At 69.9% G+C, this 19,765-nt stretch carries 16 protein-coding genes, 1 rRNA gene and 1 pseudogene; 9 read left to right on the forward strand and 9 right to left on the reverse strand.

The genetic code is table 11. The features are described 5' to 3' along the window. Positions 1-36: 36 nt before the first annotated feature. Positions 37-1,563, reverse strand: a 16S ribosomal RNA gene (locus tag LN251_RS02890). A 492-nt stretch (positions 1,564-2,055) separates the two neighbouring features. Further along, positions 2,056-2,696: pseudogene (locus LN251_RS02895) on the reverse strand (DNA-3-methyladenine glycosylase). A 146-nt stretch (positions 2,697-2,842) separates the two neighbouring features. On the opposite strand from LN251_RS02895, the gene LN251_RS02900 reads away from it, so the two are divergent. From LN251_RS02900 to LN251_RS02910, 3 genes are all read left to right on the forward strand, one after another. Next, positions 2,843-3,625, forward strand: coding sequence for a sporulation protein (locus LN251_RS02900; RefSeq protein ID WP_351569842.1), 783 nt, complete (start codon positions 2,843-2,845; stop codon positions 3,623-3,625). Between the two features lie 43 nt (positions 3,626-3,668). Continuing rightward, entirely contained in the window at positions 3,669-4,208 is a 540-nt protein-coding gene (locus tag LN251_RS02905; protein WP_458242940.1) for a YbhB/YbcL family Raf kinase inhibitor-like protein, read from the forward strand. A gap of 143 nt (positions 4,209-4,351) precedes the next feature. Continuing rightward, positions 4,352-4,858, forward strand: coding sequence for an HNH endonuclease (locus LN251_RS02910; protein WP_249841357.1), 507 nt, complete (start codon positions 4,352-4,354; stop codon positions 4,856-4,858). Positions 4,859-4,929: 71 nt separating this feature from the next. On the opposite strand, the gene LN251_RS02915 is transcribed toward LN251_RS02910, so the two are convergent. The 3 genes from LN251_RS02915 to LN251_RS02925 form a co-directional block, all read right to left on the reverse strand. Further along, a complete protein-coding gene (locus tag LN251_RS02915) occupies positions 4,930-5,877 on the reverse strand; it encodes an SPFH domain-containing protein (protein ID WP_058926177.1) in 948 nt (315 codons plus the stop codon). Between the two features lie 131 nt (positions 5,878-6,008). Then, positions 6,009-6,440: an NfeD family protein gene (locus LN251_RS02920; protein ID WP_458242941.1), complete on the reverse strand. Its 432-nt coding sequence runs from the start codon at positions 6,438-6,440 to the stop codon at positions 6,009-6,011. A 49-nt stretch (positions 6,441-6,489) separates the two neighbouring features. After that, positions 6,490-7,287 (reverse strand): ABC transporter ATP-binding protein, encoded by a 798-nt coding sequence (locus LN251_RS02925; protein ID WP_458242942.1) that lies wholly within the window; start codon positions 7,285-7,287, stop codon positions 6,490-6,492. 143 nt (positions 7,288-7,430) lie between these two features. On the opposite strand from LN251_RS02925, the gene LN251_RS02930 reads away from it, so the two are divergent. After that, complete coding sequence (locus LN251_RS02930; RefSeq protein ID WP_458242943.1) at positions 7,431-8,219, forward strand: hypothetical protein; 789 nt, start codon at positions 7,431-7,433, stop codon at positions 8,217-8,219. A 79-nt stretch (positions 8,220-8,298) separates the two neighbouring features. On the opposite strand, the gene chpE is transcribed toward LN251_RS02930, so the two are convergent. From chpE to LN251_RS02945, 3 genes are all read right to left on the reverse strand, one after another. Continuing rightward, positions 8,299-8,547, reverse strand: coding sequence for a chaplin ChpE (gene chpE / locus LN251_RS02935; RefSeq protein WP_058926173.1), 249 nt, complete (start codon positions 8,545-8,547; stop codon positions 8,299-8,301). A gap of 169 nt (positions 8,548-8,716) precedes the next feature. Beyond that, a complete protein-coding gene (locus LN251_RS02940) occupies positions 8,717-9,358 on the reverse strand; it encodes a response regulator (protein ID WP_458242944.1) in 642 nt (213 codons plus the stop codon). Further along, on the reverse strand, positions 9,351-10,496 hold the full coding sequence (locus LN251_RS02945; RefSeq protein WP_458242945.1) for a GAF domain-containing sensor histidine kinase: 1,146 nt from the start codon (positions 10,494-10,496) through the stop codon (positions 9,351-9,353). The genes LN251_RS02940 and LN251_RS02945 overlap by 8 nt, the downstream gene beginning before the upstream one ends. A gap of 226 nt (positions 10,497-10,722) precedes the next feature. On the opposite strand from LN251_RS02945, the gene LN251_RS02950 reads away from it, so the two are divergent. From LN251_RS02950 to LN251_RS02960, 3 genes are all read left to right on the forward strand, one after another. Further along, a complete protein-coding gene (locus tag LN251_RS02950) occupies positions 10,723-11,421 on the forward strand; it encodes an SDR family NAD(P)-dependent oxidoreductase (protein WP_458242946.1) in 699 nt (232 codons plus the stop codon). Then, positions 11,418-12,542 (forward strand): S-adenosylmethionine:tRNA ribosyltransferase-isomerase, encoded by a 1,125-nt coding sequence (locus LN251_RS02955; protein ID WP_458242947.1) that lies wholly within the window; start codon positions 11,418-11,420, stop codon positions 12,540-12,542. The genes LN251_RS02950 and LN251_RS02955 overlap by 4 nt, the downstream gene beginning before the upstream one ends. A 299-nt stretch (positions 12,543-12,841) precedes the next feature. Next, positions 12,842-13,609, forward strand: coding sequence for a transglycosylase SLT domain-containing protein (locus LN251_RS02960; RefSeq protein ID WP_458242948.1), 768 nt, complete (start codon positions 12,842-12,844; stop codon positions 13,607-13,609). An 80-nt stretch (positions 13,610-13,689) separates the two neighbouring features. On the opposite strand, the gene LN251_RS02965 is transcribed toward LN251_RS02960, so the two are convergent. Beyond that, positions 13,690-16,227 carry an FHA domain-containing protein gene (locus LN251_RS02965; protein ID WP_458242949.1) on the reverse strand — a complete coding sequence of 846 codons (2,538 nt, stop codon included), beginning with the start codon at positions 16,225-16,227 and terminating at the stop codon, positions 13,690-13,692. 240 nt (positions 16,228-16,467) lie between these two features. Here LN251_RS02965 and LN251_RS02970 point away from each other — a divergent pair, with 240 nt between their 5' ends. Continuing rightward, positions 16,468-18,387 (forward strand): streptophobe family protein, encoded by a 1,920-nt coding sequence (locus LN251_RS02970; RefSeq protein ID WP_458242950.1) that lies wholly within the window; start codon positions 16,468-16,470, stop codon positions 18,385-18,387. A gap of 135 nt (positions 18,388-18,522) precedes the next feature. After that, entirely contained in the window at positions 18,523-19,752 is a 1,230-nt protein-coding gene (serB, locus tag LN251_RS02975) for a phosphoserine phosphatase SerB (RefSeq protein WP_458242951.1), read from the forward strand. Positions 19,753-19,765: the final 13 nt, after the last annotated feature.

The following is a 19,765-nucleotide window of genomic DNA, read 5'->3' on the forward strand; positions in this document are numbered from 1 at the left end:
TCTGACCGAGCGAACTCGGTAAGAAGTGCTCCTTAGAAAGGAGGTGATCCAGCCGCACCTTCCGGTACGGCTACCTTGTTACGACTTCGTCCCAATCGCCAGTCCCACCTTCGACAGCTCCCTCCCACAAGGGGTTGGGCCACCGGCTTCGGGTGTTACCGACTTTCGTGACGTGACGGGCGGTGTGTACAAGGCCCGGGAACGTATTCACCGCAGCAATGCTGATCTGCGATTACTAGCGACTCCGACTTCATGGGGTCGAGTTGCAGACCCCAATCCGAACTGAGACCGGCTTTTTGAGATTCGCTCCACCTCACGGTATCGCAGCTCATTGTACCGGCCATTGTAGCACGTGTGCAGCCCAAGACATAAGGGGCATGATGACTTGACGTCGTCCCCACCTTCCTCCGAGTTGACCCCGGCGGTCTCCTGTGAGTCCCCATCACCCCGAAGGGCATGCTGGCAACACAGAACAAGGGTTGCGCTCGTTGCGGGACTTAACCCAACATCTCACGACACGAGCTGACGACAGCCATGCACCACCTGTACACCGACCACAAGGGGGCGCCTGTCTCCAGACGTTTCCGGTGTATGTCAAGCCTTGGTAAGGTTCTTCGCGTTGCGTCGAATTAAGCCACATGCTCCGCCGCTTGTGCGGGCCCCCCGTCAATTCCTTTGAGTTTTAGCCTTGCGGCCGTACTCCCCAGGCGGGGAACTTAATGCGTTAGCTGCGGCACCGACGACGTGGAATGTCGCCAACACCTAGTTCCCACCGTTTACGGCGTGGACTACCAGGGTATCTAATCCTGTTCGCTCCCCACGCTTTCGCTCCTCAGCGTCAGTAATGGCCCAGAGATCCGCCTTCGCCACCGGTGTTCCTCCTGATATCTGCGCATTTCACCGCTACACCAGGAATTCCGATCTCCCCTACCACACTCTAGCTAGCCCGTATCGACTGCAGACCCGAGGTTAAGCCTCGGGCTTTCACAATCGACGTGACAAGCCGCCTACGAGCTCTTTACGCCCAATAATTCCGGACAACGCTTGCGCCCTACGTATTACCGCGGCTGCTGGCACGTAGTTAGCCGGCGCTTCTTCTGCAGGTACCGTCACTTTCGCTTCTTCCCTGCTGAAAGAGGTTTACAACCCGAAGGCCGTCATCCCTCACGCGGCGTCGCTGCATCAGGCTTTCGCCCATTGTGCAATATTCCCCACTGCTGCCTCCCGTAGGAGTCTGGGCCGTGTCTCAGTCCCAGTGTGGCCGGTCGCCCTCTCAGGCCGGCTACCCGTCGTCGCCTTGGTGAGCCATTACCTCACCAACAAGCTGATAGGCCGCGGGCTCATCCTTCACCGCCGGAGCTTTTAACCCTCACAGATGCCTGCGAGAGTGTTATCCGGTATTAGACCCCGTTTCCAGGGCTTGTCCCAGAGTGAAGGGCAGATTGCCCACGTGTTACTCACCCGTTCGCCACTAATCCCCACCGAAGTGGTTCATCGTTCGACTTGCATGTGTTAAGCACGCCGCCAGCGTTCGTCCTGAGCCAGGATCAAACTCTCCGTGAATGTTTACCGGTAATCCGGTCGACACCACGAGAGCGGAACGGTCAGGCGGAATGAGCCCGACCGTTCACAGCGTCCTCGCTGTGTTTTCTTCAAAGGAACCTCGCCACCAGGAAATCCCGGTGTCGGGGTATCAACATATCTGGCGTTGACTTTTGGCACGCTGTTGAGTTCTCAAGGAACGGTCGCTTCCTTTGTACTCACCCTATCGGGCTTTCCTCCGGGCTTCCCTTCGGTCTTGCGTTTCCGACTCTATCAGATCCTTTCGGGCCTGATTCCCTGTCGGCGGGGCCTTTCGACATTCACTACGTTAGCCGATCTCTCCGGGAAACTCATAATCGAGTTCCGCGAGTTCGAATTCAGGCATGAAGACATGACGAATTCGACCCCGCCAGGGGTTGATCGTAGGTAGTGGTTTGGCCGCTTCCGGCTGCTGGCGAACGCCGTACCCGGTTCAAGCGGCTCGGGCTACATTACGCACCTCGCAAGGGCGCGTCAACTTCGGCGGCGCCTGGGCACGTGGGCCCGATAGGGACTCACCGTCGGGTCGTCCGCGACCCAGAAGCGCCAGGGGTGGACACCCCCTTCACCTGCGACGCCGGTGCGCGGACCGTTGACTACCTGGTCGGACCCGACGGCGGTGCCGGTCAGCATCCTCAGGGGGTCTCGCCGAAGGCGCACGCGTCCGTGCCGTCCAGGGCGCGGTCGACGCCCAGGGCCGTGGCCAGGCGTGCCGGGCCTTTGGCCAGTTCCCTGTCGTTCCGGGCCGAGAGTCGACGTTTGCGGGCGTGCTCGGCGCCCTCGACAACCTCGCCGGCCCGCAGCAGGACCGCGCTCGCCCTGCCCTCGGGACCACACACCAGGTTCATGCAGAACCACATGCCGTAGGTGAAGTAGACGTACACATGGCCGGGCGGGCCGAACATCACGTCATTGCGGGCGGTGCGGCCCCGATAGGCGTGGGAGCCGGGGTCGTTCGGGCCGTCGTAGGCCTCCACCTCCGTGAGGCGCACGGCGATCGGACCGTCGGGGGTCGTACGGACCAGGATGCGGCCGAGGAGGTCGGGGGCGACTTCCAGGACGGGGCGGTCGAAGAACTCCCTGGGGAGTGGCGTACGGTCCGTGGGCGCGATCATGCCGTCCGAGGGTAGTCCAGGCGGGTGGATGCCAAGGGCTGGTCAAGGTTCCGTCTCCTTGCGAGGGTGTGGGGCGGAACCGGCCGTGCCCGGATCGCGTTTACAGGGATCAAGGGTCCGCACGCACCGCACGTAGAGGGAGAGACATGGGGTTCAAGAAGCTGCTCGCGAGTCTGGGGGCCGGTGGGGCTTCGGTCGAGACGGTGCTGACCGAGGTGAACACCGTTCCGGGCGGCGTCGTCCAGGGTGAGGTGCGGATCCAGGGCGGGTCCGTGAACCAGGAGATCGAGGGCCTGTCCGTGGGCCTGCAGGCCAAGGTCGAGGTCGAGAGCGGCGACGAGGAGTACAAGCAGAACATCGAGTTCACCAAGGTGCGGCTCGGTGGCGCTTTCGAGCTGCAGGCCGGGGCCGTGCACGCCGTGCCGTTCGGGCTGGAGATCCCGTGGGAGACGCCGATCACCATGATCGACGGGCAGGCGCTGCGCGGGATGAACATCGGGGTGACGACCGAGCTGGCGATCGCGCGGGCCATCGACTCCGGCGACCTGGACCCGATCAACGTGCACCCGCTGCCGGCGCAGAAGGCGATCCTGGACGCCTTCATCCAGCTGGGCTTCCGCTTCAAGAACGCGGACATGGAGCGCGGGCACATCCGCAACACGCGGCAGCGGCTGCCGTTCTACCAGGAGATCGAGTTCTACCCGCCATCTCAGTACCGCGGGCTGAACCAGGTCGAGCTGAGCTTCGTGGCCGACGAGCACGCGATGGACGTCGTGCTGGAGATGGACAAGAAGCCGGGGCTGTTCAGCGAGGGCAGTGACACCTTCCGGTCGTTCCAGGTGGGACTGAACGACTTCCACGGGACCGACTGGGCGGCCTACCTCAACCAGTGGCTGTCCGAGGTCGGCAGCAAGCGCAACTGGTTCTAGGCTCGGGAACCACTGATTCCGTAACCGATCAGGAGGTACCGAGGTGTCCGAGCTCAAGCGGCGGCCGCTCCCCCACGACTTCCACCCGCCCGTGCCGTCGTTCACGGTCACGAGTGAGGACGTGCGGGAAGGCGCCACGCTCAAGGACGCTCAGGTCTACGCGGCCGGGAACACCTCGCCGCAGTTGCGGTGGGAGGGTTTCCCCGCCGAGACCAAGAGCTTCGCCGTCACCTGCTACGACCCCGACGCGCCGACGGGCAGCGGATTCTGGCACTGGGTGGTGTTCGACATCCCGGCCTCCGTGACGGAGCTGCCGGTCGGTGCGGGCAGCGGCAAGTTCGAGGGGCTGCCCGAGGGCGCGGTCCACGCGCGCAACGACTACGGGTCGAAGGACTTCGGTGGTGCCGCTCCGCCCGCCGGGGACGGGCCGCACCGGTACGTGTTCACCGTGTACGCCGTGGATCAGGAGAAGCTCGGTCCGGACGCGGACGCGTCCCCGGCCGTCGTGGGCTTCAACCTGCGCTTCCACACGATCGCCCGGGCGCAGCTCGTCGGTGAGTACGAGGTGCCCGCCGAAGCCTGACGTTCATGGAACGTTTGCCCGCCTCTGGTCTTGGAATTGATCAGAGGCGGGCATTTTTTATTGCGTTGTCCATCTCGGCGTGCCCGGCCAGAGTTGATCCAGCCCGCCACGGGGTGGGCCGATTGCACGGGAGGTGGGCTGGAATGCGGGACACACTGGTTCTGAACGCGAGCTTCGAGCCGCTGTCGACGGTGACGTTGAACCGCGCCGTCGTGCTGGTGCTGCAGGACAAGGCCGTGGTCGAGCAGGCCCACCCCGAACTGCGCATGCGCGGTGCCGATGTGGACATACCGGCGCCGCGGGTGATCCGGTTGTGCCGGTACGTGAGGGTGCCGTTCCGAAGACAAGCGCCGTGGTCGAGGCGGGGAGTGCTGGTCAGGGACCGGCACCGGTGCGCGTACTGCGGGCGCAGGGCGACGACGGTGGACCATGTGGTGCCGCGGGCGCAGGGGGGTCAGGACTCCTGGCTGAACACGGTGGCCTCGTGCGCGGAGGACAATCACCGTAAGGCCGACCGGACTCCGGAGCAGGCGGGGATGCCGTTGCTGCGGCAGCCGTTCGAGCCGACGCCGGCCGATGCGATGCTGTTGGCTCTCGGCACCGAGGACTTCGACGCGCTGCCGGACTGGCTGGCGCGGGACGCGGCGTAGGGCGCACGACGTGGAACTGGGGCCCGCCTCCTGAGGGAGGCGGGCCCCAGTCACGTAACAGGGAGCCTACGTCAGTCGATCGACGGCTTCTCGCGGCGTTCGGTCGCCTTCTCCGAGCCGCCCCCTCCGCCCGAACCGCCGCCCATGGGGCCGAAGTTGCCCATGGCGCCGGACAGGCCCTTGAGGGCGTCGCCGATCTCGCTGGGCACGATCCAGAGCTTGTTGGCGTCGCCCTCGGCGATCTTCGGGAGCATCTGGAGGTACTGGTAGGAGAGGAGCTTCTGGTCCGGGTCGCCGGCGTGGATGGCCTCGAAGACGGTGCGGACGGCCTGGGCCTCGCCCTCGGCGCGCAGGGCGGCGGCCTTGGCCTCACCCTCGGCGCGCAGGATCTGGGACTGCTTCTCACCTTCGGCGGTGAGGATGGCGGCCTGGCGCGTACCTTCGGCGGTGAGGATCGCGGCGCGCTTGTCACGGTCGGCGCGCATCTGCTTCTCCATCGAGTCCTGGATGGAGGTGGGGGGTTCGATCGCCTTGAGTTCGACGCGGTTGACGCGGATGCCCCACTTGCCGGTGGCCTCGTCGAGGACGCCGCGCAGGGCCGCGTTGATCTCCTCACGGGAGGTCAGGGTCCGCTCCAGGTCCATGCCACCGATGATGTTGCGGAGTGTGGTGACGGTGAGCTGCTCGATGGCCTGGATGTAGCTGGCGACCTCGTAGGTCGCGGCTCGCGCGTCGGTCACCTGGTAGTAGATGACCGTGTCGATGTTCACGACCAGGTTGTCCTGGGTGATCACCGGCTGCGGCGGGAACGGAACGACCTGTTCGCGCAGGTCGATGCGGTTGCGGATGGTGTCGATGAACGGGACCACGATGTTGAGGCCCGCGTTGAGTGTGCGCGTGTAGCGGCCGAAGCGCTCGACGATGGCCGCGCTGGCCTGTGGGATGACTTGGATGGTCCTGATAAGGGCGATGAAGACCAACACCACCAGAATGATCAGGACGATGATGACCGGTTCCATCGTCGTTCCCCGTACCCTTCTCCGCCTCGGCGCTCTCGGAAGATCTTATGGTTGTTGAAGATCTTGCTGGTCGAGTCTGACAGACCGTCGTACAACTCGTGGGCTGTTCGTATCAGTTGAGTCCTACGAGGTCAGATGACGATGGCGGTCGCTCCCTCGATCTCCACGACATCCACTTCCTGGCCTACTTCGTAGGCGCGTTCGGTGTCGAGGGCACGGGCCGACCAGACCTCTCCGGCGAGCTTGATCCGGCCACCGGAGCCGTCGACGCGCTCCAGCACGACGGCTTGCTTGCCCTTCAACGCGTCCACACCTGTGGCGAGTTGGGGGCGCTGCGCGCTGTGCCGGAGCGCGATGGGGCGTACCACGGCGATCAGTGCGACCGAGACGACGACGAAGGCGAGGACCTGGGCCACGATGCCGAAGCCCAGTCCGGCGAAGACCGCGGCGGCGACGGCGCCGACGGCGAGCATGCCGAACTCGGGCATCGCCGTGACCACGAGCGGAATTCCGAGCGCGGCCGCGCCGACGAGCCACCACACCCATGCGTCGATGTCGTTCACATGGTCATGGTATGACCGCAAGTCCCTTTGCGGACAGGGCGCAAGGGGCTCAGGTCAGCGGCAGACCGCGCGCGGTCCAGCGGTCGCCGGCCTGTTCGACGACGAGCGGCAGGCCGAAGCAGAGGGAGAGGTTGCGGGAGGTGAGTTCGAGCTCCAGCGGACCGGCGGTGAGGACCTTGCCCTGACGGATCATCAGGACGTGGGTGAAGCCGGGGGCGATCTCCTCGACGTGGTGGGTGACCATGATCATCGAGGGGGCGATCGGGTCGCGGGCGAGGCGGCCGAGGCGGCGTAGGAGGTCCTCGCGGCCGCCCAGGTCGAGGCCGGCGGCGGGCTCGTCGAGCAGGAGCAGCTCGGGGTCGGTCATCAGGGCGCGGGCGATGAGGGTGCGCTTGCGCTCGCCCTCGGAGAGGGTGCCGAACTTCCGGTCGAGGTAGTCGCTCATGCCGAGGCGGTCGAGGAAGGCGCGGGCGCGCTGCTCGTCGATCTCCTCGTACTCCTCCTGCCAGCCGGCGGTCATGCCGTACGCGGCGGTCAGCACGGTCTGCAGGACGGTCTGGCGCTTGGGGAGCTTGTCGGCCATGGCGATGCCGGCCACGCCGATGCGGGGGCGCAGTTCGAAGACGTCGGTGCCGGGCTTGCCGAGGGTCTCGCCGAGGATGGTCGCGGTGCCCGTGCTGGGGTAGAGGTAGCTGGAGGCGACGTTGAGGAGGGTGGTCTTGCCCGCGCCGTTGGGGCCGAGGATGACCCAGCGCTCGCCTTCCTTGACCGACCAGGAGACCTGGTCCACCAGAGCCCGGCCCTCCCGGACCACGGATACGTCCTGAAGCTCCAGAACATCGCTCATGAGCGCGTTGTCTCCCCTTGCAGTGTGACCGGTCTCGGGTCGGCGTCTCGGCTGTCGCGTGCGCTTGTGGGCGCAGCCCTCGAAGAAATCTACGCCACTGGTCGGCCCCTCCATTCCATCGGTCCGGTCCTTAGGGTGGGGGCATGCTCTCGGAACCGCGCTCAGGACGCCTTGCCGCTTGGGGAAACGCCCTTTTGGCCGGACTTGTCTCTCCGGACGACGCCGTGCTCGCGATCGTCGGTGAGGACGCCGTGCACCGGATGGAGGGGCTGCCGGGTGAGTCGGGGCAGGTGGGGCTGACGCTGGGGCTGGGCCGGCTGCGGGCGCTGGGGGTGGCCGGTCTGCGGGTGGCGCTGCCCGCCCCGGGGCATCCGCTGGGGCTGAGCGGGCCGCCGGAGTTCAACGCGCGGGCGATGGAGGCCGAGGAGGCGGTGGTCTGTCACGGCGCCGCGCTGGGGCTGGTGCCGGAGGTGTACGAGGCCGGTCCCGACGGTGATGTGCATGTCGAGGTGGTCTGGAACTGTCTGCCGGTGCGGGAGGCTCCCCCGGCCGACGTGCCGTCGCTCGGTGAGGCGGAGCGGGAGCTGGCGGAGGCGCTCCGGGAGGCGACGGAGGTGTTGTCGCGGCTGGACGTCGCCGGGTCTGGCCCGGTGGCGGAGGCGGCGATCGACGCGTACCGGGCGCGGGCCGAGCGGGGCCGGGAGGTGCTGGCACCGGGGTATCCGCCGCGGGCGGTCCGCGTGCTGGAGCTGGCGCAGCGGGTGGGGTTGCTGGTGTCCCTGGCCCACGGCAACGGTCATGGCGGCGCGGTGAGTTCGGCGGAGATGGGGGCGCGGGCGGAGGCGTTGCGGCCGGTGGAGCGGACGGCGCGCCGGGCACAGGTCGCCGCGTACAACGCGTATGTGGAGGAGCGGGAGCGGGGCATGAGGTGAGCCCCGCCCCCTGACAGCCCTCCGGCCTCCCGGGCTGGGCCCGGGAGGCCGGAGATCACTGCACGCCGTGGGGCGGACGTCAGTGGTTGACGCCCAGGTTGCCGAAGGCGGGATTCAGCACGCCGATGACGTTGACGCTGTTGCCCACGGCGTTCACCGGGACGTGGACCGGGGCCTGAACGAGGTTGCCCGACAGCACGCCGGGCGAGCCCACGGCCTGGCCGTCGGCGTGCGAGCCGCCGGTGGTGGCGGAGGCCATCCCGGCTCCCGCGGCGATCAGGCCGCCGGCCACCATCGTCACGGCCGCTGCCTTCTTCAGGTTCTTCACTTCTGAGTCCTCCTAGCGATGGCCGCGGCAGTCGCCGCAGCACGCACTGGAGAACGGCGGCGCTCCCCGGAGGTTGCGCCATTCGGGGGACATTCCCACGACAGTATGAATCTCGGTCCGGAGCGGGACGCTCCGTGTTGCCGTGCCGCACCGGCGCTCGCGCCGCGTTTCAGCCGGCCACACCGTGTCGTACGGCCCACAGCGCGGCCTGCGTCCGGTCCGCCAGGTCGAGCTTCATCAGGATGTTCGACACATGGGTCTTGACCGTCTTCTCGGACAGGACGAGGGTGCGGGCGATCTCGCGGTTGGAACGGCCGTCCGCTATCAGGCCGAGGACCTCGCGCTCCCGCTCGGTGAGGGACCCGGCTCGGCCCGGCGCGGAGTTCGCCTCCTCCTGGGACAGCAGGGCCAGCGCCACCTCGGGCTGCAGGAGGATGTGCCCGGCGTGCACCGAGCGGATGGCGCCGGCGAGGGCGTCGGGGTCCACGTCCTTGTAGACGTAGCCGGCGGCGCCGGCGCGCAGGGCCGGCACCACCGTGCGCTGTTCGGTGAAGCTGGTGACGATCAGCACGCGCGCGGGGTTGTCCAGTTCCCGGAGCCTGCGCAGGGCGTCCACGCCGTCCATGCCCGGCATCTTGATGTCCATCAGGACGACGTCGGGCCTGAGTTCCTCGGCGCGGGCGACTCCCTCGGCTCCGTCGGCGGCCTCGCCCACCACCTCGATGTCGTCCTGCACCTCGAGAAAGGTGCGCAGGCCGCGGCGGACCACCTGGTGGTCGTCGACGAGCAGCACCCTGATTGCGTCAGCCACCGGGGACCTCCATCTCGATCACGGTGCCTTTGCCGGGCGCCGATTCCACGGTCAGCCGGCCGCCGACCCCGCTGGTGCGGTCGCGCATGGACACCAGGCCGAGGTGACGGCCGGCCCGCCGTATGCCGTGCGGGTCGAAGCCGACGCCGTCGTCCGTCACCCGCAGGACCGCCGCCGTGCCGCGCCGGGTCAGGGTCACGTCCACATGATCGGCTCCGGAGTGCCGCAGCGCGTTGTGCAGGGCTTCCTGGGCGACGCGCAGGACCGCCTCCTCCTGGGCGGAGGGCAGGGCGCGCACCCCTTTGCCGTCGAAGCTCACGCGCGCGCTGTGGGCGCGGTCGAGGACCTGGATCTGGGTGCGCAGGGTGGCGACGAGGCCGTCCTCGTCGAGGGCGGCCGGGCGCAGCTCGACGACCGCGGCGCGCAGTTCGTCGGTCGCCTCGGCGGCGAGCGCGGCCACCTGCTGCAGTTCGCCCTTGGCGCGGGAGGGATCGCGGTCCACCAGGGCGGCCGCGGCCTGGGCGGTCAGGCGCAGGGAGAAGAGTTTCTGGCTGACGGCGTCGTGCAGTTCGTGCGCGAGGCGGGAGCGCTCCTCGGCGATGGTCAGTTCACGGCTGCGCTCGTACAGACGGGCGTTGGTGAGGGCGATCGCCGCGTGCTGGGCGAGGATGGCGAGCAGTTCCTCGTCCTCCGCGGTGAAGCCGCAGCCGCCGCTGGGCCGGGAACAGTTCTTGTTGGCCAGGAACAGGGCGCCGATGACCTCGTCGCCGTCCCGGACGGGCAGGCCCAGGAAGTCGGACATGTCGGGGTGGGCGGCGGGCCAGCCCTCGAAGCGGGGGTCCTTGCGCACGTCGGCCAGGCGCTCGACCTTGGCCTCCTGGAGCATGGCGGCGAGGATGCCGTGCTGGCGCGGGAGGGGGCCGATGGCCGCCCACTGGTCGGCGCTGACGCCGTCGACGACGAACTGGGCGAAGCCGCCGTGGTCGTCGGGGACGCCCAACGCGGCGTACTGCGCGTCCAGCAGTTCGCGGGCCGAGGCGACGATCGTCTTGAGGACGTCGCGCACCTCGAGATGCCTGCTCATGGCCAGCAGCGCGGCGCTCACCGCTGCCAGGCCGGACCGGGGGCCTTGACTCATGACCTCACGGTACCGGCGGGGTGTGACACATCGGATCGGACCTGTGACGGCGGCGGATGGGGCGGTGGCCCTAGGTCCGGTGGCGTAGGCCCACCGCCCCCGACCGGCGGCTTAGGGCGAAGGGCCCCGTCGCTTTGCGCCCCGCGTCCGAGGCGGGGCGGAGGGGCCGGTTCCTACGTTGAGGGCAGGCCGTCGTGGGACGGCGTCGACGAGGGGACGTGGAGTCATGCCGGTAGCGATCATCACGGGGGCGTCGAAGGGGCTGGGGCGGGCACTCGCCGGGGCCCTGGCCGCCCGGGGCTGGGACCTGGTGCTCGACGCGAGGACGACGGAGGTCCTGCGGGAGACGGCGGCTGAGCTGGAGGCGCACGGCACGCGCGTGACGGCGGTGTCCGGGGACGTCACGGACGCCGGGCACCGGGCCGAGCTGGTGGCGGCGGCCGAGAAGCTGGGCGGCGTCGATCTGCTGGTGAGCAACGCGAGCGCGCTGGGCGCCGAGCCTCTCGTACGCCTGGACGCGCTGCCCACGGAGGGGCTGCGGCGGGCGCTGGAGGTGAACGTGGTGGCCGCGCTGGGCCTGGTCCAGGAGGCGCTGCCGCTGCTGCGCGCGTCCGAGGCGGGCACGGTGATCACGGTCAGCTCGGACGCGGCCGCCGAGGCGTACGAGACGTGGGGCGGGTACGGGGCCTCCAAGGCGGCGCTGGACCGTCTGGCGGCCGTACTGGGCGCGGAGGAGCCGGGACTGCGGGTGTGGGCGGTGGACCCCGGGGACATGGCGACCGATCTGTACGCGGCCGCCGTACCGGACGACGACGATCCCCGGCCGGCGCCGGCCGGGGTGGTGCCGGCGTTCCTGCGGCTGCTGGACGAGCGCCCGGCGAGCGGGCGGTACGCGGCCCTCTCGCTGCTGGTGGAGGGGCGATGACGCTCGCGGTGAGGGTGCCTGAGGAGCTGTCGGCCCGTGTCCCGGCCGAGCAGCGTGGCCCGGGGCTGGACCGGGATGCCGTGCGGCTGCTGGTGTCGCGGGGGACGGAGGTGTCGCACCACGCGTTCAGAGAGCTGCCGGGCGTGCTGCGGGCCGGGGATCTGCTGGTGGTGAACACCTCCCCGACGCTGGCCGCCGCCGTGGACGGGCGGGTCGGGCACGCGCGCGTGGTGGTGCACTTCTCCACGCGCGGGGACGACGGGCGATGGGCGGTGGAGCTGCGGCAACCGGACGGAAGGGGCACCACGCGCCCGCCGGCGCCGGGGTGGACGCGGAGCGCTCCCTGGACGAAGGGGGCGGGGGGACCGGCGGGGACGGAGGTGCGGCTGCCCGGAGGTGTGCGGCTGGTCCTGGAGGAGCCGCTGAGCGCGCGGGGCGAGCGCCTGTGGTGGGCTCGGGCGGCCGGGGCCGGGGTTCCGGGGATGCTGCGGGAGCACGGCCGGCCGATCCGCTACTCCTATACGGAGCGGGATCAGCCGCTGTCCGTCTACCAGACGGTGTTCGCGCTGCCGGCGGCCGGCGGGGCGGGCAGCGCGGAGATGCCGAGCGCGGCGCGGCCCTTCACCGCGCGCCTGGTGGCGGAGCTGGTGAGCCGGGGCGTGCAGTTCGCCCCGGTCACCCTGCATACGGGGGTGGCTTCTCCGGAGGCGCACGAGCCGCCGTATCCGGAGCGGTTCTCGGTGCCGGAGGCGTCGGCGCGGCTGATCAACGCGGTGCGGGCCGGGCACGGGCGGGTCGTGGCCGTGGGGACGACGGCCGTGCGGGCGGTGGAGTCGGCGGCCGGCGCCGACGGTGTCGTCCGGGCGCGTGAGGGGTGGACGGATCTCGTGGTCACCCCGGAGCGCGGGGTGCGGGTGGTGGACGGGCTGCTGACCGGGCTGCACGAGCCGGAGGCCTCGCATCTGCTGATGCTGCGGGCGGTCGCCGGGCGGGAGGCGGTGGACCGCGCGTACGAGGAGGCGCTGCGCGGGCGGTACCTGTGGCACGAGTTCGGCGACGTCCATCTCGTCCTCCCGCGGGAGGACCCTCACGCACAGCATTGCGCCAGCAACTGTTGGTGAGGAAACCTCAGAGGCCATGTGAGCCCGCACATAGGGCGCAGGTCACGTACGAAGGTGGGTAGGAGAGGAAGACTCACATGATGAGCGGCAGAGACGGTCTAGTCTGCCCCGATTTGCCCTTCCCTGATCCACTACCCGGGATCGTACGTCACATCTTTGCCTGGTGATTTTGCGGCCGCTAAGAATGGCAGCCGTCGCTCAGCGCCGCGGGTTCCGCCCGCGGCGTTCGTGCGGGAAGGACCCGAGTCCCCCGCAGGACGTCGAGCGACCTCCGCGCTATTCGAAGAGGTCCGTCTGTCATGCCCAAGAACACCAACACCCGCGGTCACAGTCGTGCGCTGACCCGCCACCACAAGATCGCGCTCGCCGGTGTCGCCACCCTCGGTGCCGCCGCCCTCGCCTTCTCCGCGGTGCCCAGCAGCGCCGAGACCACCACGAGTGAGGCCGTCTCCACGGCCAAGGTCGCCTACGGCACCGAGCAGATCAAGGACGTGAAGGCCAGCGTCACCGACCGGCTCGCCGTCGACAGCATCAAGGCCGAGACCGCCAAGGCGAAGGCCGACGCCCGCGCCAAGGCCGCCGCCGCGGCCGTCGCGAAGAAGAAGGCCGCCGCCGCGGCCGCCGCCAAGGCCGCCGCCCAGCGGAAGGCCGAGGCCGAGCGCCGGGCCAAGGAGGCCGCGAGCCGCTCCGCCAAGCGCGTCGCCCTGAAGAAGGCCGCCGTGAAGAAGGCCGCCGTGAAGAGCTACGGCAACAACCTGAACGGCTGGATCAACCACGCCCTCGACATCATGCACAGCAAGGGCATCCCGGGTTCGTACAACGGTCTGTACCGCAACATCATGCGGGAGTCCTCGGGCAACCCGAACGCCATCAACAACTGGGACATCAACGCGATCAACGGCATCCCGTCGAAGGGCCTGCTGCAGGTCATCCCGCCGACGTTCACCGCCTACCACGTCGCCGGCACGTCCTGGAACATCTACGACCCGGTCGCCAACATCACCGCCGCCGCCAACTACGCGGCCGACAAGTACGGCACGATCGACAACGTCAACAGCGCGTACTGAGGTCAGCGCGGACCTCAGCCCGTGAACGCCGAAGGGCGGCACCTCCTGACGGGTGCCGCCCTTCGGGGTCGTTCAAGGCCCTACTTGCGCATGACCTCCGGCTCGTGGCGGCGCAGGAAGCGGGCCACGAAGAAGGCGCAGATCACGCCGAGCACGATCAGGGCGACCATGTCCAGGGTCCAGGCGCCGGCGCTGTGCGCCCACAGCGGGTCGTCGGGCTTGCCCTTGCCCGGCGGGGCGATCCGGTTGAAGTCCAGCGTGGCGCCCGCGGCGCCGACGGCCCAGCGCGAGGGCATCAGGTACGAGAACTGGTTGACGCCGATCGCGCCGTTCAGCGCGAAGAGGCAGCCGGTGAAGACGACCTGGACGATCGCGAACATGACCAGCAGCGGCATGGTCTTCTCGGAGGTCTTCACCAGGGCGGAGATGATCAGGCCGAACATCATCGAGGTGAAGCCCAGCGCCATGATCGGCAGGCAGAGCTCGACGAGCACCGCGTTGCCGAGGACGACGCCCTTGTCCGGGACGGTGCGGCTGGCGAAGCCGATGACCCCGACCATCAGGCCCTGCAGGATCGTGATCAGGCCGAGCACGAACACCTTGGACATCAGGTACGCGGAGCGGGACAGGCCGGTCGCGCGCTCCCGCTCGTAGATGACCCGTTCCTTGATCAGCTCGCGGACGGAGTTGGCGGCGCCGGCGAAGCAGGCGCCCACCGCGAGGATCAGCAGCACCGTGGTGGCCGTGCCGTTCGGCACGGGCTGCTGCGTGGTCGGGTTGATCTCCGTGTTGACCAGCAGGTCCTTGCCGGAGTCGATGAGCAGGCTCACCGAGCCCAGGACCAGCGGCAGGATCACCGTCAGCGCCAGGAAGCCCTTGTCGGAGGCGATGACCGACATGTAGCGCCACACCAGCGTGCCGAACTGGCTCATCCAGCCCTGCGGCTTCGGCGGCTTCATCGCCTGCATCGGAGGCATCTGTACGGACTGCGGCGCAACGGCGTCGATGTCCGCGGCGTACATCTGGTAGTGCTGCGAGCCCTTCCAGCGTCCGGCCCAGTCGTAGTCGCGGTAGTTCTCGAAGGCGGAGAAGACGTCGGCCCAGGTGTCGTAGCCGAAGAAGTTCAGCGCCTCCTCGGGCGGCCCGAAGTAGGCGACCGCACCGCCCGGGGCCATCACGAGCAGCTTGTCGCACAGGGCGAGCTCGGCCACGGAGTGGGTGACCACGAGGACCGTGCGGCCGTCGTCGGCGAGACCGCGCAGCAGCTGCATGACATCGCGGTCCATGCCCGGGTCGAGACCCGAGGTCGGCTCGTCCAGGAAGATCAGGGACGGCTTGGTGAGCAGCTCCAGGGCCACCGAGACGCGCTTGCGCTGGCCTCCGGAGAGGGAGGTGACCTTCTTCTCCTTGTGGATGTCGAGCTTCAGCTCACGCAGCACCTCGTCAATGCGCGCCTCGCGCTCGGCCGCGGTGGTGTCGGCCGGGAAGCGGAGCTTGGCCGCGTACTTGAGGGCCTTCTTGACCGTCAGTTCCTTGTGCAGGATGTCGTCCTGCGGGACCAGGCCTATGCGCTGGCGCAGCTCGGCGAACTGCTTGTACAGGTTGCGGTTGTCGTACAGGACGTCACCCTGGTTGGCGGGCCGGTAGCCGGTGAGCGCCTTGAGCAGGGTCGACTTGCCCGAACCGGACGGGCCGATGACCGCGATCAGCGACTTCTCCGGGACGCCGAAGGAGACGTCCTTGAGGATCTGCTTGCCGCCGTCGACCGTCACGGTCAGATGGCGGGCCGAGAAGGAGACCTCGCCGGTGTCGACGAACTCCTCCAGCCGATCGCCGACGATCCGGAAGGTGGAGTGGCCGACGCCGACGACGTCGGCGGGGCCGAGCAGTTGCGAACCGCCCTTGGCGATGGGCTGGCCGTTGACGTACGTGCCGTTGTGCGAGCCCAGGTCGCGGATCTCCATGCGGCCGTCGGGCGTCGAGTGGAACTCGGCGTGGTGACGGGAGACCTGCAGGTCGGAGACGACCAGTTCGTTCTCCAGGGCACGGCCGATGCGCATCACGCGGCCGATGGAGAACTGGTGGAACGTCGTCGGGCTGCGGTCGCCGTAGACCGGCGGCGCCCCCGCGCCACCACCGGGGTTCTGCTGCTGCGGGATCTGCGCCGCGGCCTGCTGCGGCTGCTGCCAGGCGCCCTGCGGCTGCGAGACCTGCGGCTGCGGAGCCGACTGCTGCGGCGGGGCCTGCTGCGCCCAGCCGGGGCCCGCTCCCTGCGCGGCGTACGGCTGCTGCTGCGGCTGGGCCTGCGGGGTCGCGACGGCGGCCGCGGCGCCGGAGACCGTCACGCGCGGGCCGTCGGTCGCGTTGCCGAGATGGACCGCCGTACCGGGGCCGATCTCCATGTGGTGGACGCGCTGCCCCTGCACGAAGGTGCCGTTGGTGGAGCCCTTGTCCTCCAGGACCCAACCGCGGCCGCTCCAGCTGATCGTGGCGTGCCGCCAGGAGACCCTGGCGTCGTCGACCACGACGTCCCCCTGCGGATCACGTCCGAGGGTGTAAGGCCTGGACGGATCCAGCGTCCAGGTGCGTCCGTTCAATTCCAGTACGAGTTCCGGCACTCCATGCCCCACTGAGTAGTCCCCCGAGATACCCCCGACACAGGGAGTCTAGGGATGTCGAACATCGTCGGGAACTATTTCAGGCTCGCCCCTCTGACCGAAAGTCGGGCCTTGTGAACACCACGCGCGGACGGGTCGTCCGGTTCCGTTGACGGGGTGGAAACCGACCCGGAGAGTGGTAATCCACGCGAGGGGGACATGCGCGGCAACCGGGCCGCGCCGCGGATCGGGGGGTCTGCCATGAGCGCGTCGTTCGGTGTCGAGAGCGCCAAGCACGGCACCCGCGGCTCACAAGTGCCGTGGGGAGACGTCGTGCTGTCCGCGATCGCCTCCGTGAGCTGGGCGGTGATCGGGATGGCGGGCACGGCGGCGCTCGGCCTGCATCTGCTGCGGGCGGACGCCGCGGCCTCGCTGGGACCGATGACCGCGGCCGTGGTGGCCCTCGGCGCGGGCGGTTCGGTCACTCCGTCCGGCGATGTCTCCGCCTTCGGCCTGAAGGGCGCCGAGGCCCATACGGCCGTCACGATCACGCCACTCGGGGTGAGCCTGGTCGGCGCCCTGCTGCTGTCGTGGTTCTTCCTACGGTCCCTGCGCGCGGCCGGAGTTGTGGTCGCGCCGGCCGAACTCCTCGCGCGCGCGGGCGCGGTGGTCGCACTGTTCGTGGCGACGCTGGGCGGGCTCGCCTGGGCGGGGCACGACGTCATCACCATCGACGGCGGCTCGCTGGGTCTCGGCAGGCTGCCCGGCGGATCGGGCGGGGGCGGCGGCATCAGCGTCCCGGGCCTCGGCGACCTCGGGGACATCGGCGGGCTGCTCCCGGACAACATCGGCAATCTGATCAAGGCCAAGGCGGGGGTCGGCTTCTCGGTCGACACGGCGGCCACCCTGCTCGGGGGCCTCGGCTGGTCGGCCGGGGTCCTGCTGATCGCCCTGCTCGCCTCGCGCCGCACTCCCCTGCCGCGGGGCTGGGAGGCGGTGCACCGCGTCGTCCGGCCGGCGGCCTCGGCGCTCGTCACGGTGCTGCTGGTGACCGTGGCGGCGGGGTGCGCGGCGGCGGTGTACGCGGCGATCGGCGACGCCCATCCCCGACGGATCTTCGGCGCGGCCCTGCTCGGTGCCCCCAACGGCACCTGGCTCGGCATCCCGATCGGCCTGTTCGTCCCCTTCGACGGCAAGGCCACGGGTGCGCTGGCCAAGCTGCTGCCGAACCCCCTGGACGACCTGCTCACCGCGAAGACCGACCAGTCGGTGACGCTGGGCAGGCTGGCCGACCTGGACGGGCGGGTGTGGCTGCTCGGGGTCGCGGCGGTGGTGGCGATGCTGCTGGCGGGGGTGCTGACGGCGGTTCGAACGCCGGTCGGGGACGCGGGGGGCCGGGGTCCCGGCGTCCTCGGGTTCGCCGGGCGGTGCGCGCTGCGGCTGGGCGTCGTCACGGCGCTGACCCTGCCGCTGCTCGCCTGGCTGACCGAGGTGTCGGTGGACGCCTCGCTGTCGGTGCTGGGCTTCGACGCGTTCGGTGCCGGGATCAGCCTGCGGGGGAACCTCGGCATGGCCCTGCTGCTCGGTGCGGCGTGGGGCGCGGCGGCGGGTGCGGTGGGCGCTCTGCTGGCCCGGGCGACCGGTGCGGCGGGGCGCGGCGCGGCTCCCCTGGCGCGGGTCGGCGGGACGGCGGGGGCCGGAGGCACGGGCGCCGCGCAGCCGCGGTACGCGCCGGAGTCCGGGGTGCCCGCGGGGGCGACGGGCGCACACGGGGGCGGAGCGGCGCCGTATGCGGGTGGTTCGGGGCCGTACACGCCCGCCGGGTCGTACCGGGCGCCGAACCCTGCCACCAATCCGTACCTGCGGGTGCCGGACGAGGCCAGGGAGCCCGAGGACGCACGGCCACCCGACCGCCCCGGCTCCGGCTCCGGCTCCGGCTCCGGCTCCGGCTCCGGCTCCGGCTCCGGCTCCGGGGAGGCCGTACCGCCGCCCGGCAGCCGCAACAGCGACGTGTACGGCGCTCCCACCGTGGTCCGGCCGCTCGGCAACCCGCCGCCCGGCCGGCAGCCGCCGCGGCCGGGCCGCGGGGAGCGTCCCCGGTCGTCGTGGGGCGACGGCCCGCCTCCGCCGCCTCCGCCGCCCCCCGCTCCCCCGCCGGGGAGGCCGAAGAAGGATCGCTGAGTCCCGCCGCAGGGGGGCTGGACGTCGTGACCGCGTCGCAAGGTGCCGGTCACCCGCCCGACACCCGATGTTCGGTGTCCGCCAGACGGACCGCGGCGGCGGACGGCACTGGGTGCCGGATACGGTGGGTACACCATGAGCGCTTCGCAGACCTCGCCCTCCGACGTGGCCCCTGACGTCCCCACTCTCCTCGTCAAGATCTTCGGCAAGGACAGGCCGGGCATCACGGCCGGACTCTTCGACACCCTCGCCGCCTACTCCGTCGACGTGGTCGACATCGAGCAGGTCGTCACCCGTGGCCGTCTCACGCTGTGCGCGCTCGTGACGCAGCCGGTGGCCGCCGGACTCGAGGGCGACCTGCGGGCGACCGTCCACAGCTGGGCGGAGTCGATGAAGATGCAGGCGGAGATCATCTCCGGCCACGGCGACAACCGTCCCCGCGGTCTGGGCCGCTCCCTGGTCACCGTCCTCGGTCATCCGCTCACGGCGGAGGCGACCGCCCGGATCGCGGCGAAGATCGCCGATGCCGGCGGCAACATCGACCGTATCTTCCGGCTCGCCAAGTACCCGGTCACGGCGGTCGAGTTCGCGGTCTCCGGCGTCGAGACCGGACCGCTGCGCACGGCCCTGGTGACGGACGCGGCGGCACTGGGTGTCGACGTGGCGGTCGTCGCCGCGGGGCTGCACCGGCGGGCGCAGCGGCTCGTCGTCATGGACGTCGACTCCACCCTCATCCAGGACGAGGTGATCGAGCTCTTCGCCGCGCACGCGGGCTGCGAGGACAAGGTCGCCGAGGTCACCGCGGCCGCGATGCGCGGGGAGCTGGACTTCGAGCAGTCGCTGCACGCGCGCGTGGCGCTGCTGGAGGGCCTGGACGCCTCGGTCGTCGACAAGGTGCGCAGCGAGGTGCGGCTGACACCGGGTGCCCGGACGCTGATCCGCACACTGAAGCGGCTGGGCTACCAAGTGGGTGTGGTCTCCGGCGGGTTCACCCAGGTCACCGACGATCTCAAGGAGCGGCTCGGGCTGGACTTCGCCCAGGCCAACACGCTGGAGATCGTCGACGGGCGGCTGACCGGCCGGGTGACCGGCGAGATCGTGGACCGCGCGGGCAAGGCGCGGCTGCTGCGCCGGTTCGCCGCCGAGGCGGGCGTGCCGCTCGCCCAGACCGTGGCGATCGGCGACGGCGCCAACGACCTGGACATGCTGAACGCGGCCGGTCTCGGGGTCGCCTTCAACGCCAAGCCGGTCGTCCGGGAGGCGGCGCACACCGCGGTGAACGTGCCGTTCCTGGACACCGTCCTGTATCTGCTGGGCGTCACCCGCGAGGAGGTCGAGGCCGCGGACACCCAGGACGACCGGTAGCCGGTCGCCGCGC

This window comes from Streptomyces sp. MAI_2237 (genome assembly GCF_054189285.1).

Coding starts and splice junctions, on each gene's coding strand:
- LN251_RS02900 (WP_351569842.1), top strand. CDS start 2,843: ATGGGGTTCAAGAAGCTGCTCGCGAGTCTGGGGGCCGGTGGGGCTTCG.
- LN251_RS02910 (WP_249841357.1), top strand. CDS start 4,352: ATGCGGGACACACTGGTTCTGAACGCGAGCTTCGAGCCGCTGTCGACG.
- LN251_RS02915 (WP_058926177.1), bottom strand. CDS start 5,877: ATGGAACCGGTCATCATCGTCCTGATCATTCTGGTGGTGTTGGTCTTC.
- LN251_RS02925 (WP_458242942.1), bottom strand. CDS start 7,287: ATGAGCGATGTTCTGGAGCTTCAGGACGTATCCGTGGTCCGGGAGGGC.
- LN251_RS02930 (WP_458242943.1), top strand. CDS start 7,431: ATGCTCTCGGAACCGCGCTCAGGACGCCTTGCCGCTTGGGGAAACGCC.
- LN251_RS02945 (WP_458242945.1), bottom strand. CDS start 10,496: ATGAGTCAAGGCCCCCGGTCCGGCCTGGCAGCGGTGAGCGCCGCGCTG.
- LN251_RS02950 (WP_458242946.1), top strand. CDS start 10,723: ATGCCGGTAGCGATCATCACGGGGGCGTCGAAGGGGCTGGGGCGGGCA.
- LN251_RS02955 (WP_458242947.1), top strand. CDS start 11,418: ATGACGCTCGCGGTGAGGGTGCCTGAGGAGCTGTCGGCCCGTGTCCCG.
- LN251_RS02960 (WP_458242948.1), top strand. CDS start 12,842: ATGCCCAAGAACACCAACACCCGCGGTCACAGTCGTGCGCTGACCCGC.
- LN251_RS02970 (WP_458242950.1), top strand. CDS start 16,468: ATGAGCGCGTCGTTCGGTGTCGAGAGCGCCAAGCACGGCACCCGCGGC.
- serB (WP_458242951.1), top strand. CDS start 18,523: ATGAGCGCTTCGCAGACCTCGCCCTCCGACGTGGCCCCTGACGTCCCC.